Genomic DNA, 14,944 nt, shown 5'->3' with positions numbered 1-14,944 from the left:
ATGATTTCCTACATATGGAACGGAGCCATGTATATAGTCTATGAGTGTATTGTTGAGTTTTGTTTGTCCTCCATAAAAAGTTTGTGACAACTCGAAACTTCTGTGAGTCTTGTTCTCTCATAACAGTTAAATACATTTGCGTTTTGTTCATTGTGATTTATAATTATCATATACGAGAGTAATTCTGTCGTACCATTATGATGCAGTCAGCGGTGATATATGAAAGGTTTCCATACGCACAATAGTCACATTCCAACAGAGTACGAGTTCAAACATTCCAAATGGATTCAAAAAATGCTTCATGCCTACTGGGTTGTTACGATTGCACATTTCGCCATTCAGATTGGCTGTTTCCTGTTTCTGGAGTACGATCGCACACCTACAGATTTCTTGATGAATGTCCTCTTCTGGCCTACGGCCGTCAGCAGTTCATGCATTTTGTTCGCAAGCTGGGTTGATCGGCGCTTCAGTTCATATTCCTTTTACACCATGTCTATAGCCAGCACGGTTATCGCCTGGACGATTATTCATGTCAATTATGACATTCGGATTATATTAGCAATCTGTCTGTTGCCCATCTTTGCTTCGGTGCTGTTCTTCAGTAAAAAAAGAGTCTGGATTGTCTTTCTGATGCAGATGACTGGTTACTTTCTGGTTTTGTTCGATCCGGCCTACCGGTTGTACCTGTCTTCATTTGACATGGTATCCATTCCTGCTTTTCTAATCCTAGGTACATATGTAGCACAGGTTATCGTAACCAGCGGCGTTGAGGTGCTCGATGATCTTCAGGCCAGCATGCTTGCCAAGCAGGACCTTATTGTGCGAAATGCCATTATGACCAAACAGTCCAAAACAGACGGTTTAACCAACCTTTATAATCAAAGTTCATTCAAGGATTATTATGAAAAAGCATTTGAGTATGCCAACAGTGGCATGAGTCTGCATCTGGCCCTGATCGATATTGATGACTTCAAGTCCATTAATGATACGTATGGTCATCGGGTTGGAGACATTATTCTGGAGAAAGTGTCCCTGATCATTCAGGAAACCATTACCTCAAGTGATATTGCAGCACGGTACGGGGGCGAAGAGTTTGCCTTATTGATGTTTGAGCAATCTTTCAAGCAGGCTTATGCCTTGGTGGAACAGATTCGTCAGAAGATTGCCTTGATGGGCCATCTGGAACTTGAAGGAGCTTCCATCACCGTGAGTATCGGTCTCAAAAGCTACAGCCCTAATCTAACCAAAGACAAATTGTTCGAGGAAGTGGATGCCTGTCTGTATGCCGCGAAACGAACAGGTAAAAATAAAACCGTAACATCACTTGATCTGACTTCATCCTTGGCAGAGAAAATATAAATAAAAAAGTTGTGCTGTACACCGGAATTCCGGTTTGTACAACACAACTTTTTTTGGGTCTGAATACGATCAGCACGCCGATCTTCTTCATACATCTATGTTTTCATTCCGCCCATTCCCAGCGATGGCGATTTTGCTCCAGCATCGGATGCAGGTATTCGGACGATCCATCAATGATGAGACGCAGCTCTTTGATCCAATCCTTGAAGGAATCAAATGAAGCAAACATATTCGCCATCTCTATCGTCAAATACAGAAAGTGAGGGGCTGGATATTCCGCAGTGATATGGCGCAGCGCGCTATCCACAGGTGTATATTTCTTTCTCTTGCCCTCAAGCCCCTCCACACGTATACGCGAAGTTGGATGTTCCCGCCGCCAATCATGCAGGCGGTCTTCTCTTTTGTAATATGCCTGTATCGAATCCTTGCTCATTCGTTTAAACGTGCTCTCGTGTAAAGGATACAACACAAGCTGTATGAATGAACGGGTATCTACCGTTGCAGCGGCGCGCTCGAGTTGCTCATCAGTCACATGTTCAAACGAGTCATAAAAAGTCAGTGTGCCTTTGCGGCTGGCCGCCGGTGGCTCATAACCATAAGGTACAGATGTATATTTTCCAGACATTTCACCCCTCCTTGTTTATACACACATTCGCACAAAGGTGATTGGGATAACCCAGCTCATGTTATTATACGCTAACGATCTTGCTTCAACTCGGAATAAAATGTCATTCTGTTCTTGCCTGCACGTTTGGACTCATACAAAGCTTCGTCCGCCATCCGAATAATCTCACTTGGGTTGTCGCTGTTGGTTGGATATTCGGCACCTCCGATGCTACATCCAATTCGAATTCGCTCATATTCGATAATAAACGGCTTGTTCAAGCTTTGAATGATGGCTTCTGCATAAGCCATGGCTTCTTCCCTCGGATGACTTCCAACAGACTGAAGTACAATCAGGAATTCATCTCCGCCCAATCGGACTGTTATCCCCTTCACCTGACCAAGAGCAGACAGTCGCTGGGCCACTTTCTGTAACAGCACATCTCCAGTCTGATGTCCAAGTGTATCGTTGACCCGTTTGAATCCATCGAGATCCAGATAGAGAAAAGTCAGCGTGTGATTTTCACTTTCGGTCTCCAGAGACTCCTCCAGATACACTTCAAGGGCAGTGCGATTTGGCAGTCTAGTCAACTGATCAAAATGCGCCAGATTCTGCATCACGACCAGCTCTGAGTTTTTATTCATAAGAGAGGTCAGCATATCCCGAAGCGAACGGGACAACACTTCAATCTCCTTAATCCCCTTAATCGCAGGAATCTCAAGCTCTTCCCCTGCACGCAGTCGATTGGCTACTCTGGTAAGACGCACAAGTGGGGCAGAGATCAGACGTGAGACAACCCAGCCAATCAGTGCAAACAGCACGGTAACGGCAAGTCCCGCCCACACATTAAACCACATCAGGTCAAACACAGAAGCAAAAGCAGTCGACTTGACTTGACGAATGACTACGGTCCAGCCTAATCCGGGATAATCCAGATGGCCCTGGCTGTAGGCAAACCCTGTCACATATTCATTACCGTCAGGCCACTTTTCAATGGACCAACTGCTTTTGTTGAGCTGGGCCTCTTCGATGCCAGGCAATACCAACGGTTTACCGACCCATTCCTTCGGCCCGAGCAGCACTGTATGTTCCTTTTTGCTCACGATAAAGAACTCAATGTCCTTTTCTTCCCTTTTTAATGGGGCAAGTACGGATTCCTCGACTTCCTTCGCCCATTCCCAGCTTAAATGTGCAGCGAGCACACCTTGAATCATTCCTTTGCTATCCTTCAGCGGAAAACTGATATCGACAAATTGCAACGGCTCTCCCGTTGGATTCGGAAGCAGCTTGGCAAGAAGTACTGCATTATGCACATCTCCAATGAATTTACCCTTGATTCCCTCCTGATACACAGGTCGCTCTGATAAATTTTCCCCAAGCAAGATACCATCCGTAGCAGCTAACACTTTTCCCTTCGGGTCCATGAATCCAACCCATGAGAATGAGGGAAAGCTATCTTGTAACTGATCCAGCAGCATCTGAATCTCATCAGGTTGGAATTCATCTTCCAACGAAGCCATTTGGCCCAGCAGGTCCAGTTCACCCGCGCGAGCCGACATGAATCGATCCAGCTTGTCCGAAGCCTGTGAGGCCGTGCCTGTAAGCGAGTGACCAATCTCAGTCTCTACAGCAACAAATGACTTTTGGCTAAAAATAGACCCAATCGTCAGGGTAACCAGCAAGGATAACACAGCAAAGATGACTGTAAGCACAGTTCTAATTTTGAATGACATTACTTCCTCCATTACACGGTGAAACCATCTTGCTTCTCAACATAACTATGCTGTAAAGAGTACACGGAATGTCACCTATTCGTTTTCATATTTATCGGAACTTGTGTGTTTTTTTATTATACATGCCCATACAATATTATACTGAAATCTTCACCGTGTTTCTTCCATTCAAAGAATAGACACGATTCTGTATATACATACTTGGGTTATGAATATAGAGAGCAAGCATATCCTTCAAAGGATCATGCGCCTGTATGTCACAGAGAGAGTAATCGAAATAAAAAACATTGGGGGTGTAATGTTGAGCCTGCTTCATGTTGCTGTTATTCTGCCTTTTGCCGCTGGCATTCTTCTTGCCATGCTGCATCGTTTCTTCCGTAAATTACATTTGGGATGGCCGGTTCTCCTTGTCCCGGCACTATTATTTGTATACTTTGCGAGTCTCATACCCGCTGTGTCACAGCGCAATACCGTATCCGGAAATATCCCATGGATTCCTTCACTGGACATTGGATTTAATCTGTATCTGGACGGTCTGAGCCTCATGTTGACACTGCTAATCACCGGAATCGGTGTCCTCGTTGTTCTCTACTCCATCTTCTACATGGATATGAAAGAAGCGCTGAACCGTTTCTACCTGTATCTGTTGATGTTCATGGGAGCCATGTTGGGCGTGGTGCTGTCTGATAATATGATCGTGCTCTACGGATTCTGGGAATTGACCAGTATTACGTCATTCCTGTTGATTGCATTCCATTACAAACGTAAAGCCTCGACTTCAGGAGCACAAAAATCATTCCTGATTACGGTATTTGGCGGTTTCGCCATGCTTACCGGATTCATGATGATGTATCTCATTACCGGAACATTCAGTATTCGTGCAACCATTACAGGATTGGGTCAGTTTCAGGAAAGCGCACTATTTCTACCCGCACTTATCTTGATCCTGATTGGAGCTTTCACCAAGTCAGCTCAGTTCCCGTTCCATATCTGGTTGCCGGATGCCATGGAAGCTCCGACACCTGTGAGTGCCTATCTTCACTCAGCCACCATGGTCAAGGCCGGACTGTACGTTGTAGCACGGTTTACACCAATCTTCGGTGGACAGGGACTCTGGTTCTGGCTTGTTACCGGCGTTGGTCTTCTGACTTTGTGTTATGGATCATTCCTGGCGGTGAAAAAAAACGATCTCAAAGCGATTCTTGCCTATTCGACCATCTCTCAACTTGGTCTGATCATGTCCCTCTTAGGGGTTGGATCTGCTGCTCTCTACTTCGGATATGGCGAATCCTCTGCGATGTACACTGTTGCAATAACCGCTGCGCTGCTTCACCTGTTTAATCATGCAACCTTCAAGGCCGCTCTGTTCATGGTCGTAGGGATTGTTGATCATGAAACGGGTACACGTGACATACGGAAGCTCGGTGGACTTGCTTCATTCATGCCAATCACATTCACCGTGGCATTGATCGGCTCACTTGCCATGGCGGGTATTCCGCCCTTCAACGGATTCCTGAGCAAGGAGTTATTCTTCCAGGCGATGGTGGAAGTCACGCATCTACGAATCTTTGGACTTGGGTCCTGGAGTGTTCTATTGCCGGTATTCGCTTGGCTTGCAAGTGTGTTTACCCTGATCTATGCGCTTATTATCGTGTTCAAAACATTCCTCGGTCGTAGCCAAAGCGAGATCCCTGCCGAGAAGCTGCACGAAGCGCCCGCTGGCATGCTCATTCCGCCTGTTGTTCTAGGTGTTCTTGTCGTTGTATTCGGACTCTTCCCGAATCTGCTGGCCGGATCACTGATTGAACCGGCCATGGCCGCTGTGCTTCCATCCCTCTTGAATGGGAATGAGCGCTTCGATGTACATTTCTCCCTGTGGCATGGATGGACTCCGGAACTAATCATGACAATCGGAGTTGTGATTCTGGGAATCACTCTCTACAAGCTGTTGCCACGATGGAGGAATATTTATGAGCATTATCCACAAGGATTAACAATTAACAATATGTACCATGTTGTGCTGGATAATCTTCAGCATTATGCACGCAAATGGACGGAAGCCTATATGAATGGCTCGGTTCGTAATTATCTCGTTTACATTTTCTCATTCACGGTCGCGTTGCTGGTCTATGCCTTCTTCCATTCAGGAGAAAATATTACCTGGAATCTGCAAGGCAATGCACCTTACTCATTCTATGAGGTGGTACTGCTAGTCACGCTCATCGGTGCTGCAGTTTCGATTCCTTTTGCCAAGAACAGACTGTCAGCAGTCATTATGACCGGAGCGGTTGGTTACCTCGTAACTCTGCTATTCGTACTCTTCCGGGCGCCGGATCTGGCGTTGACACAGATGATTGTTGAGACGGTATCTGTTGCACTGTTCCTGCTATGCTTCTACCATCTGCCTGAGCTTCAACGTGGCAAATCAAGCCGCAGTTATCTCACGGTAAATATGATCGTAGCGATTGCAGTCGGGATCGTGATGACTTTTGTTGCATTGGCCGCAAGCGGAACAGCCTCACTGGACAGCATTTCTACTTTCTTCCTTCAGGAAGCCTATGACTCAGCTGGTGGTAAAAATGTCGTGAACGTGTTGCTGGTAGATTTCCGTGGCTTCGATACGTTATTGGAGATTATGGTGCTTGGCGTTGCTTCGTTATCCATCTACTCCATGATTAATCTGAACCTCGAAGCGAAAGATCTCGGAGCCCGCTTGAAGTTCCGTAAGAAGGACGAAAGTCAGGATTCCGAACCTGCTCTGGATGATGAAGCGGACAATACGAAAAAGTATGGTAACCGGGAACGCAGCTCATCCTCGTGGGATACCGTCCCCTTGCAGAGTAATGATGTATTGCTGCAAACGACTACCAAGGTTGTTGTGTTCATCATACTGACGTTTGCCATGCACCTCTTCTTTGCAGGTCACCACAATCCGGGCGGAGGTTTCATCGGCGGCTTGGTTACAGCGGCAGCGCTCGTATTGATTGCCCTGGCATTCAGTACAGATACGATACGTAAAGCGTTACCAGTTGACTTCCGTGTTCTCACAGGGATCGGCTTGGGTATAGCCTTACTTACGGGTGCGGGTTCATTTATATTCGGAGTCCCGTTCCTAAGTCAAACCTTCGGTTATTTCGAACTTCCTTTGCTGGGAGAAACAGAACTCGCCACAGCCATGCTGTTTGATCTTGGCGTGTATCTCGCTGTCCTGGGTGTCACCATGACCATCATTCTACAGATCGGGGAGGATCGCTGATATGGAAATATTGATGTGTGTAGCCGTTGGCATTCTGTTTGCGGTTGCCGTCTTTTTAATCTTGTCGCGGAGCCTGCTCCGTATTGTACTTGGCATGTCCATACTAACCCATGGCGTGCATCTGCTCTTGATCACCATGTCACGTCTCAAAACTGGGGCACCACCGCTGCTTGGGGAGATGGCTGAACGTTATGTCGATCCTCTTCCTCAGGCTTTGATACTAACTTCGATTGTTATCAATTTTGGACTCACTGCGTTCTTCTTTGTTCTCTCCTATCGTTCTTATCTGAAGCTGAGAACAGACGATATGGAAGAAGTAAGGGGGCGCCCATATGAATAATCTCGTCGTTCTGCCCATTCTGTTGCCTTTGATCACAGGTGTTCTGGCTCTGCTATTTTTCCGAAAAATAAATATCCAGCGGATCATTAGTGTCATTGGACTTTTGTTTACAGCAGCGGTCTCAACAATACTCATTACGCGGGTAGCTCAGACTGGAGTTCTAACGCTTAATATGGGTGGATGGGCACCTCCCTATGGTATTGTGCTTGTTGCGGACATGGTATCAGCGCTACTTGTCGTTGCCGCTTCCATCATTGCACTGGCGTGTCTGCTGTATGCGTTCCGCAGTGTGAACAAGGAGCGGGAAGAGCATCACTTCTATCCGTTCTTTCATTTTCTGATCGCGGGAGTTAACGGTTCATTCCTAACCGGAGATTTGTTCAATTTGTTTGTCAGCTTTGAACTGATGCTCATCTCTTCCTATGCACTGATCGTATTGGGAGGTACGGAAAGACAGCTTCGGGAAACGATCAAATATGTCTTGATTAACATCGTTTCTTCAGCTCTTTTTGTCGCTTCCATCGGCTTCCTCTACTCCATAACTGGTACACTGAACATGGCAGATTTGTCCGTCAAAATTGCTGAAGTGGGACAGAGCGGAGTCATTACCTTAATTGCTGTTCTCTTTCTGATCGTATTTAGCATCAAGGCCGGGCTGTTCCTCTTCTTCTGGCTGTCGGGCTCTTATGCGGCACCACCTGCTGTTGTCACTGCATTGTTCGCAGGATTGCTTACCAAGGTTGGCTTGTACGCGATTGTGCGAACATTCACACTGATCTTCTATCATGATCCTGATTTCTTCCATGCACTAATCGGATGGATGGCTGGAGCAACGATGGTCCTGGGTGTCATCGGTGCGATCTCATACCGCGATGTAAACAAGATTCTCATCTACAACGTGGTCGCAGGTGTAGGGTTTGTCGCTTTTGGTATGGCCGCGGCCAGTCGCCCTGCACTGGAAGGTCTGCTCTTCTATATGCTGCATGATATGTTGATCAAAACATTGCTCTTCCTGCTCGGCGGTGCCTTGATCGCTGTTGCCGGAACATCCAAACTTGATAACATGGGCGGGTTAATCCATCGCTATCCGCTGCTCGGCTGGATGTTCTTCATTAGTGCACTTGCCTTGGCAGGTTTGCCGCCATTTAGTGGATTTCCGGGGAAGTTGCTTCTCTTTGAAGGAGGCTTGCAGGCAGGCTTGTATGGTCTTACCGGCATTGCGGTGCTTTCGAGCTTGTTGATGTTATATTCGGTACTTCGTATCTTCATACAAGCGTTCTGGGGCGAACCGCCTGCCGGGGTTACAAGACGCCCTTACGCGGTGAACGGCCTTCTGATTCCTGCCGGAATTCTGTTTGTATTCATCATCGTAATGGGTGTGGGGGCTGAAGGCATGTTCCAATTGACCTCCCGCGCAGGCGATATTCTACTGCATCCCAATATTTATATTGATGCCGTATTGAAGGAGTAGATGTCTATGGCCTTTCAGATTGTACTGAATCTTATCATTGCTTTTGTATGGATGTTTCTGAACAACGCCTGGAATGGTGTTGGTTTTCTCATAGGTTACCTGCTCGGACTGCTTCTCATCGGGGGGATGCGCAGATTCTTCCCCCAGCGCTTCTATATTGTGCGAGTCTGGGCAATCTTCAAACTGATTACTCTGCTGTTCAAGGAACTGGTGCGAGCCAGCATTGAGGTTATACGCCAGATTATCAAGCCCAAGTTAGATATAAGGCCCGGTATTTTTACGTATAAAACTCAATTGTCCTCGGATTGGGAAGTTACTCTGCTCTGCTTACTCATCTCATTGACACCAGGTTCTCTGCCGCTTGAGATCTCGGGTAATCAACGCAAACTGTTTATTCACGCACTCGATATCAAGGATGAACAGAAAATGAGAGATGATATCCAAAATACATTCGAAAAAGCAATTATGGAGGTGACGCGTTAATGTTATCCTCACTGTTGTTCATCTCATTGCTCATTCTCTCCTTAGCCATTCTGGGTTGCTTGTACAGGGTGCTTCGGGGACCATCCATGGCTGACCGGATCACGGCACTGGATACCATCGGTATCAATGTGATTGCCATCGTTGCCGTTCTGTCGATGATGCTGCAAACTCAGGCCTATCTGGATATTATCTTGCTGATTGGCATTTTGGCTTTTCTAAGTACAGTGGCATTTGCACGTTATATTGAACGGGGGGCGGTATTCAAAAATGATGGAGATCGTTAAAGTAGCCGCTGAAACCGCTATAGGTCTACTCGTACTGCTCGGTGCACTACTCAGTGCACTCAGTGCATTCGGACTTATTCGTCTGCCTGATGTATATCTGCGTGCCCATGCCGCAACCAAAAGTATGACACTTGGAGTGTTCTGTGTATTAAGCGCTACATTTTTCTACTTCTGGTATTTCGATAACTATATCAGTGCCCGCTTGTTGTTAGGTATCCTGTTTGTATTCATCACGGCTCCGGTCGCCGGACATCTGAACGGACGGGCCGCCTATCGCACAGATGTACCACTGTGGGAGCAGAGCGTGCAAGATGAACTGGAACCCTTGTTAAAAGGAAAAAAAGTGAACCATGAAGCCAAGGATATGATGGAGTAATCCCCAGCCTAGGCATAACAAATACCCCCGAGGATCAGCCGCCCTTTTCGCGGCATGTTCTCGGGGGTATTTTTTTATTTTGCATACACGGATCATATCAACCACTGATTATGCAGACTGATTAAGTAATAAAGTCAGAATCCATTCAGTCCCTGTCTTCTCAGATCCGCAGCCACAATACGTGCAAGCTCCGCAGCCCCTTGACGATTCGGATGCAGACTATCCCCTGTCATATACAGAGCAAGTGTTGCCGCAGGACCAATAGACGTGAAATAGGCTGAACTCAGCTTGTTCAGTTCAACAAGGGTAACCCCCTCTTCCTGAGCGAGTGCACGTGTGGATTGATTGTACCAGCGGTTCTCCGCTTGATGCACATTGGCTGTATTAAAATCTGTTGCCCGGCCCTGAGGCGTGGAGAGGATCACCGTTGCTCCTTTGTTCTTCGCCTTACGTACCATATCCCGCATAATCTCTTTGAACTGCGCCTCCGTTGTATTATTCTTGGCATTGGTATCGTTAATTCCGAATTGCAAAATAAAATAATCTCCCGGCTTGATATACTTGAGAATCGCTTCCATCTGACCATCATCGCGGAAACCTCTCGCAAATTGACCACTTGCCGCCATATTTCGAACCTGGAAGATGGAATTGTTCACATAGGACGGAAACAGCTGTCCCCAACCTCCTTGTACACTGCTACCCAGCGGATAGTAATTACAAACTGTTGAGTCACCACCAATGTAGATTGTGCGGTTGGTAACGGTCTGATTGGATAACTTCCGGATTTCGAGTGCACTAAGTGTGAAGGCCGTACCTGTCTTTCCTTCTGTAACCAGCAGGTTTAATTGCCCGTCAGTCACCGGAATTTGAAATTGGTCCGTTGCCCCGTTGCCTGTCATATTGATGATCTGGTAGACACCTTCTGCAGCCACACTCGCTCTGGCAGTATTGCCCAGGACCACTTTAACTTCATATAGGCCATTGGACAGATTCACATTGAAGGTATTGGTACTCTTGGTGCCGTAAGTCAGAAACTGCACAGCGTCACTCTTAACCCCGCTTCCTGATGCAGGCACATTTCTCATATTGGCAGGTGTGTTGAAGCCATAACCTTTCGTAGGCGTATAGGCATCTCCTGCGGACACGCCTGTGTAACCGTTCTCAACAGCACCCGAACCAAAATCAAATCTGTAATTGTCCGTTGCCGCTTCGGCGACTTGCCCTCCACTGCTTCCCAAACCGATGCCCATTGTACTTGCAAACAGAACAAAACAGAGCAGAAGCTTAACCGATATTGACCATTTCATCACTGAATTCTCCTCTCGAATATACTACGTAGACAGAATAACCTTCCAATCGCTGTTATCCCCAGATTTTTCGATTCCCTTTTCTCAAGGAAAAATCCGGTGATAGCGTATGCTTCCGATGTAGCTTTCTTTCAGAAAGCTTTTAGGCGAAGTGTATGCTTTCGAAGTAGCTTTCTTACAGAAAGCTTGTAGCTTCGCTTTTTCAGTTTTTTTAAGCCTCAGCTTCACAGAACTTGGTCAAGCCAGCCATAAGCCTTCGCTCCGCTAATCTCATGTCCACCGGTAAAGAAATCCGCATCCAGTGATTCTGCTGCTCCCGCCTGCTCATATATGTGTGTCAAACGGGCATACGCCTCTCTCGCTGCATAAATTGGGAACACCTGATCATCACTTCCAGCTTCAATAAAAAGTGGCCTAGGCACAATCAGGCCGATGAGATCCGGCAACTCCGCTTCACGCAGGATACCTGGCACATAGTTGTCGAGACAATGGTTCCGATCCAATATGCTACCCTGGAATGTATTTGCATAACCGCTTACCACAGTTGCCCTGAACCGTTCATCCAACGCGGCTGTAAATGCGGTCACCAGCCCACCGCCCGAGATACCCATGCTTCCAATTCGCTCCAAATCCACTTCTGGCCGAGTCGATACATAATCCAATACACGTGTTGTTTCATACACCCTATGACCGGCGAGGGTCTTCCCCACCATGAGCAGATGCGCAGCAATCTTCGTACAGGAGCTTACCCCTGGTGGCGCATCGCGGTCCTCTTCCAGTCTTCGATCACCAAATCCGAGCAACTCTGGAGCCGCAACCACATAACCACGCTTCACAAGAGCTACTGCAAAGTCCTTGTGTAATCCGGGCTCGCCTGTCCGTAGTGACCCATCCGGTTCCATACCCGATATCTCTCGGCTACCGTAGCCATGCCCATGACAAGCAACGATAGCAGGTCTCTTGTTTTCGGTAATGCTTCCATCACCCGGAATTAATAAATACACTGGCATGCGAAGTCCTGCATAGGTCGTGATTTCAATCCGCTCCCGAATATATCCGTCACATGTAATGCGCTCCAGTAAGACAGGATTCAGTGCTGCCGCCATCGTGGGAAAACCTCCCAGCCGTTCTTTCACACGTGTACGTAACTGACTGCGCCATAACTCCAGGGGTTGATCTGCATGATACGCGGAACGACCACGAAGATTCGTTTGTTGTTGTAGATAGGCTTCAATATCAGACATGGGCCTGTGTCCCTCCTGTTTTTCATAGGATAACGTAGATATAAGACTGTGATATGGAATTAATTCCATCCATTATAGAACATCTATGTCACCCATGAATTGAACATGTTTGCCTGTTTTGAATAGAATCACACGCTTTCTAGCCAAAAAAAGGATATCTCCAACCGGAAGACAGGTTACGGAAATACCCTTCATTTCATCTGACCTGGCAGCCACCAGTTCCACCTGCCCATTAATTTCATCAATGCAGGTACCAGTATTAGACGGATTAATGTAACGTCAATCAACACCGCTGCCGTGATTCCGATCCCTAACTGCCTCACACCTGCGACTTCAGTAAAGGCAAACGGCACGGTCACCGCAAGCAGAATGGCCGCTGCGGAGGTGACCAGACGACCTGTAGAAGCCAATCCCTGTTGGACAGCCACATCACTGTCTCCGGTTCGTCTATACACTTCCTGAATACGGCTCAGCATAAACACACCATAATCCATGGATATGCCAAACACCAATCCTGCAATGAATACAGGAATCATAATGGCAATGGCTGACGGCTCCATACCTAGATGTCCTTCATTGAACACCCACACCAATATGCCAAATGAAGCGGCTAAGCTGAGCAGATTCATCAGAATTGCCTTAATTGGAATGAGCATCGATCGGAATGCCGCCAGTAACACAAGATAATTGGTGACCACTACAAATACCAGCACTTTGGGCAGTTGACTTGTGACTTCCTGCATTATTTCATACTGCTTGGCAGCTTCCCCACCATAACGTAGTTTTACGTTATTGAAACCTGGTGCATGATCGCTATTCCTTATTCGTTCCAGCCAGTCTGCAACCTGTTCCGACCCAGGCTCCCCGTGCACGGCGGCTATTAAGCGTATGGAATGATCAGAGACCGTTGAACGCAGCCATGCCGTCCTGGTTGACTCCTTGCCTTCTATGGAAGGAGTCAATAAGGACGGTGGAATTTGAAAAAGGCTCTGCGAGCCATTTTGATTCGGCTGTAATAGGCCCCATGGTGAAACAATGCTCAATACGTCTGAGTCCTGCAGTAGTTGACGGGCTTTGTTGTGGGCCAACTGCCAGTGAGAGGCAGTCAACAGTTCCTGCTGTCCGCCAATCAGGATCTCGATGGCGGAGGTACTCTTTTGCCCCAAATCATGTTGCAACTGCTCGGCTGCCTGGCGGGACTCCATTCTCTCTGGCAGTGAAGAGGCATCCGGGACGGACAGTTCCAGCCGTGTCACTGGATAAACACACAGGAGCAGCACAACCGTACCTCCAATGGCCATACTGACTGGTCGTTTCATAACCATTGCAGACCATCTATGCCAGACCGAGCTTCTGGGTAACGAATGGACTAACTTTCGCCTGAAGACCCGACCCGCAGACAGTGACAGCAGAGCTGGCAGCAGCGTAACATTTAACAGTAGCGATAGGAGCAGAACAATAATGGCACCCAAGGAGACACTCAGAAACATCGGCAGTCTGATCCAGAGCAGACCCAGTAGCCCAAGGAGCACGCAGGCTGCCGAGAATAACACCGCTCTGCCTGCTGTACGCAATGTTCGCTGAAGAATCTCGCTCCGAAGAACCTCGCTCTGCATATCCAGACTGCTGCCTGTAAAGTTAACTTCGCCTTCATCTTCATAGGCCCGCTGAACTTCTTCCCTGTACCTGCTCAGGATGATCAGGGCAAAGTCTATACTCAGTGCCATGCCCACCATGGGAATCACATTAATGATAAAGTTGGACATTTCCAGATGATAACCAAGGAGTGACGTGACTCCCATCGCAGTAATCACAGCACTGATCCCCATCATGACAGCAATCAACGCGGCATATAGCCCCCTGAATGCAAAACACAAAACGATCAGGGCAATCGGTAGGCCCACCATCTCTGCCCGTTCCAGATCACGAAAGCTCAGATGATTGACATCCTGCTGCACGACTGCCTTCCCCGTCAATTGCACCGTACCTGGACCGTCTGTTTCCAGCACGGCGCGTAGCTGCTCCAGTGGGGGACCCATCTGATGCGCGGGCACATCCATTTTCACAAGGGAATATGCCCTATGGTCTTTAAGCGTCACCCTTTCGCTAGCATCCAAAGGGGACGTGATAGAGGTTACCGCAGGCAACACTTGAACCTGTGTCAAACGATCCTTGATCCACTGCCTGAACTGTAACGGCGAGGTATTTTCCTTTTTCTCAAACACCAGAATAACCGGATCAGCGGGAGATCCGAATTCATCCTCCAGAACAAGTTCAACCGCTTGCGCATCCCCGTGAACCCGTTTTAATCCGTGATCCTGAACAATGTCAGGTAACTTCCACGCCCAGACCGTTGACATCCCGATGATAAATACCCAGCAGAGAATAATGAACCGCGGATATCGGCTGATGAAGGCAGCAAGTCTGCGATAACCCATACCTAAGCTCCTCTGCGATCAGATTAGTCATTCGATTATATTCATCGGT

The 14,944-nt window shown here is 47.5% G+C and carries 12 protein-coding genes; 7 read left to right on the top strand and 5 right to left on the bottom strand.

The features are described 5' to 3' along the window. Window positions 1–219: 219 nt before the first annotated feature. Window positions 220–1,359 carry a GGDEF domain-containing protein gene (locus tag CXK86_RS14620; RefSeq protein WP_047842681.1) on the top strand — a complete coding sequence of 380 codons (1,140 nt, stop codon included), beginning with the start codon at window positions 220–222 and terminating at the stop codon, window positions 1,357–1,359. A gap of 103 nt (window positions 1,360–1,462) precedes the next feature. On the opposite strand, the gene CXK86_RS14615 is transcribed toward CXK86_RS14620, so the two are convergent. Further along, window positions 1,463–1,984, bottom strand: coding sequence for a hypothetical protein (locus CXK86_RS14615; protein ID WP_036608711.1), 522 nt, complete (start codon window positions 1,982–1,984; stop codon window positions 1,463–1,465). A 71-nt stretch (window positions 1,985–2,055) separates the two neighbouring features. Next, window positions 2,056–3,696, bottom strand: coding sequence for a sensor domain-containing diguanylate cyclase (locus tag CXK86_RS14610; RefSeq protein ID WP_101313946.1), 1,641 nt, complete (start codon window positions 3,694–3,696; stop codon window positions 2,056–2,058). A 301-nt stretch (window positions 3,697–3,997) separates the two neighbouring features. Here CXK86_RS14610 and CXK86_RS14605 point away from each other — a divergent pair, with 301 nt between their 5' ends. From CXK86_RS14605 to mnhG, 6 genes are read left to right on the top strand one after another with little or no spacing between them, the layout of a single operon-like run. Then, complete coding sequence (locus CXK86_RS14605) at window positions 3,998–6,952, top strand: Na+/H+ antiporter subunit A (RefSeq protein WP_101314070.1); 2,955 nt, start codon at window positions 3,998–4,000, stop codon at window positions 6,950–6,952. A gap of 1 nt (window position 6,953) precedes the next feature. Then, the gene (locus CXK86_RS14600; RefSeq protein WP_036608715.1) at window positions 6,954–7,292 is read left to right on the top strand and encodes a Na(+)/H(+) antiporter subunit C; all 339 of its coding nucleotides are present in this window, start codon (window positions 6,954–6,956) and stop codon (window positions 7,290–7,292) included. Then, window positions 7,285–8,763: a Na+/H+ antiporter subunit D gene (locus CXK86_RS14595; protein WP_047842678.1), complete on the top strand. Its 1,479-nt coding sequence runs from the start codon at window positions 7,285–7,287 to the stop codon at window positions 8,761–8,763. Before CXK86_RS14600 ends, CXK86_RS14595 begins: the two co-directional genes overlap by 8 nt. A 6-nt stretch (window positions 8,764–8,769) precedes the next feature. Beyond that, window positions 8,770–9,246, top strand: coding sequence for a Na+/H+ antiporter subunit E (locus CXK86_RS14590; RefSeq protein WP_036608718.1), 477 nt, complete (start codon window positions 8,770–8,772; stop codon window positions 9,244–9,246). Then, window positions 9,246–9,530 (top strand): Na(+)/H(+) antiporter subunit F1, encoded by a 285-nt coding sequence (locus tag CXK86_RS14585; RefSeq protein ID WP_017688855.1) that lies wholly within the window; start codon window positions 9,246–9,248, stop codon window positions 9,528–9,530. The genes CXK86_RS14590 and CXK86_RS14585 overlap by 1 nt, the downstream gene beginning before the upstream one ends. Further along, complete coding sequence (gene mnhG, locus CXK86_RS14580; protein ID WP_017688856.1) at window positions 9,514–9,906, top strand: monovalent cation/H(+) antiporter subunit G; 393 nt, start codon at window positions 9,514–9,516, stop codon at window positions 9,904–9,906. The genes CXK86_RS14585 and mnhG overlap by 17 nt, the downstream gene beginning before the upstream one ends. Before the next feature lie 134 nt (window positions 9,907–10,040). Here mnhG and CXK86_RS14575 read toward each other — a convergent pair whose 3' ends face one another. From CXK86_RS14575 to CXK86_RS14565, 3 genes are all read right to left on the bottom strand, one after another. Further along, the gene (locus CXK86_RS14575; RefSeq protein ID WP_257467872.1) at window positions 10,041–11,156 is read right to left on the bottom strand and encodes a rhamnogalacturonan acetylesterase; all 1,116 of its coding nucleotides are present in this window, start codon (window positions 11,154–11,156) and stop codon (window positions 10,041–10,043) included. A gap of 281 nt (window positions 11,157–11,437) precedes the next feature. Continuing rightward, entirely contained in the window at window positions 11,438–12,457 is a 1,020-nt protein-coding gene (locus tag CXK86_RS14570) for a dienelactone hydrolase family protein (RefSeq protein ID WP_101313944.1), read from the bottom strand. 191 nt (window positions 12,458–12,648) lie between these two features. Beyond that, entirely contained in the window at window positions 12,649–14,895 is a 2,247-nt protein-coding gene (locus CXK86_RS14565) for an MMPL family transporter (protein WP_101313943.1), read from the bottom strand. Between the last annotated feature and the right edge of the window lie 49 nt (window positions 14,896–14,944).

The sequence above is a fragment of the Paenibacillus sp. BGI2013 genome (genome assembly GCF_002843485.1).
Lineage (GTDB): Bacteria > Bacillota > Bacilli > Paenibacillales > Paenibacillaceae > Paenibacillus > Paenibacillus amylolyticus.
Note: the sequence above shows the minus strand (reverse complement) of the source record. Positions and strands in the feature narration are given on the sequence as shown.

What these genes read in the sequence shown, in the direction of transcription:
- CXK86_RS14620 (WP_047842681.1), top strand. Translation starts at nt 220, where the DNA reads ATGAAAGGTTTCCATACGCACAATAGTCACATTCCAACAGAGTACGAG.
- CXK86_RS14615 (WP_036608711.1), bottom strand. Translation starts at nt 1,984, where the DNA reads ATGTCTGGAAAATATACATCTGTACCTTATGGTTATGAGCCACCGGCG.
- CXK86_RS14610 (WP_101313946.1), bottom strand. Translation starts at nt 3,696, where the DNA reads ATGTCATTCAAAATTAGAACTGTGCTTACAGTCATCTTTGCTGTGTTA.
- CXK86_RS14600 (WP_036608715.1), top strand. Translation starts at nt 6,954, where the DNA reads ATGGAAATATTGATGTGTGTAGCCGTTGGCATTCTGTTTGCGGTTGCC.
- CXK86_RS14595 (WP_047842678.1), top strand. Translation starts at nt 7,285, where the DNA reads ATGAATAATCTCGTCGTTCTGCCCATTCTGTTGCCTTTGATCACAGGT.
- CXK86_RS14590 (WP_036608718.1), top strand. Translation starts at nt 8,770, where the DNA reads ATGGCCTTTCAGATTGTACTGAATCTTATCATTGCTTTTGTATGGATG.
- CXK86_RS14585 (WP_017688855.1), top strand. Translation starts at nt 9,246, where the DNA reads ATGTTATCCTCACTGTTGTTCATCTCATTGCTCATTCTCTCCTTAGCC.
- mnhG (WP_017688856.1), top strand. Translation starts at nt 9,514, where the DNA reads ATGATGGAGATCGTTAAAGTAGCCGCTGAAACCGCTATAGGTCTACTC.
- CXK86_RS14575 (WP_257467872.1), bottom strand. Translation starts at nt 11,156, where the DNA reads ATGGGCATCGGTTTGGGAAGCAGTGGAGGGCAAGTCGCCGAAGCGGCA.
- CXK86_RS14570 (WP_101313944.1), bottom strand. Translation starts at nt 12,457, where the DNA reads ATGTCTGATATTGAAGCCTATCTACAACAACAAACGAATCTTCGTGGT.
- CXK86_RS14565 (WP_101313943.1), bottom strand. Translation starts at nt 14,895, where the DNA reads ATGGGTTATCGCAGACTTGCTGCCTTCATCAGCCGATATCCGCGGTTC.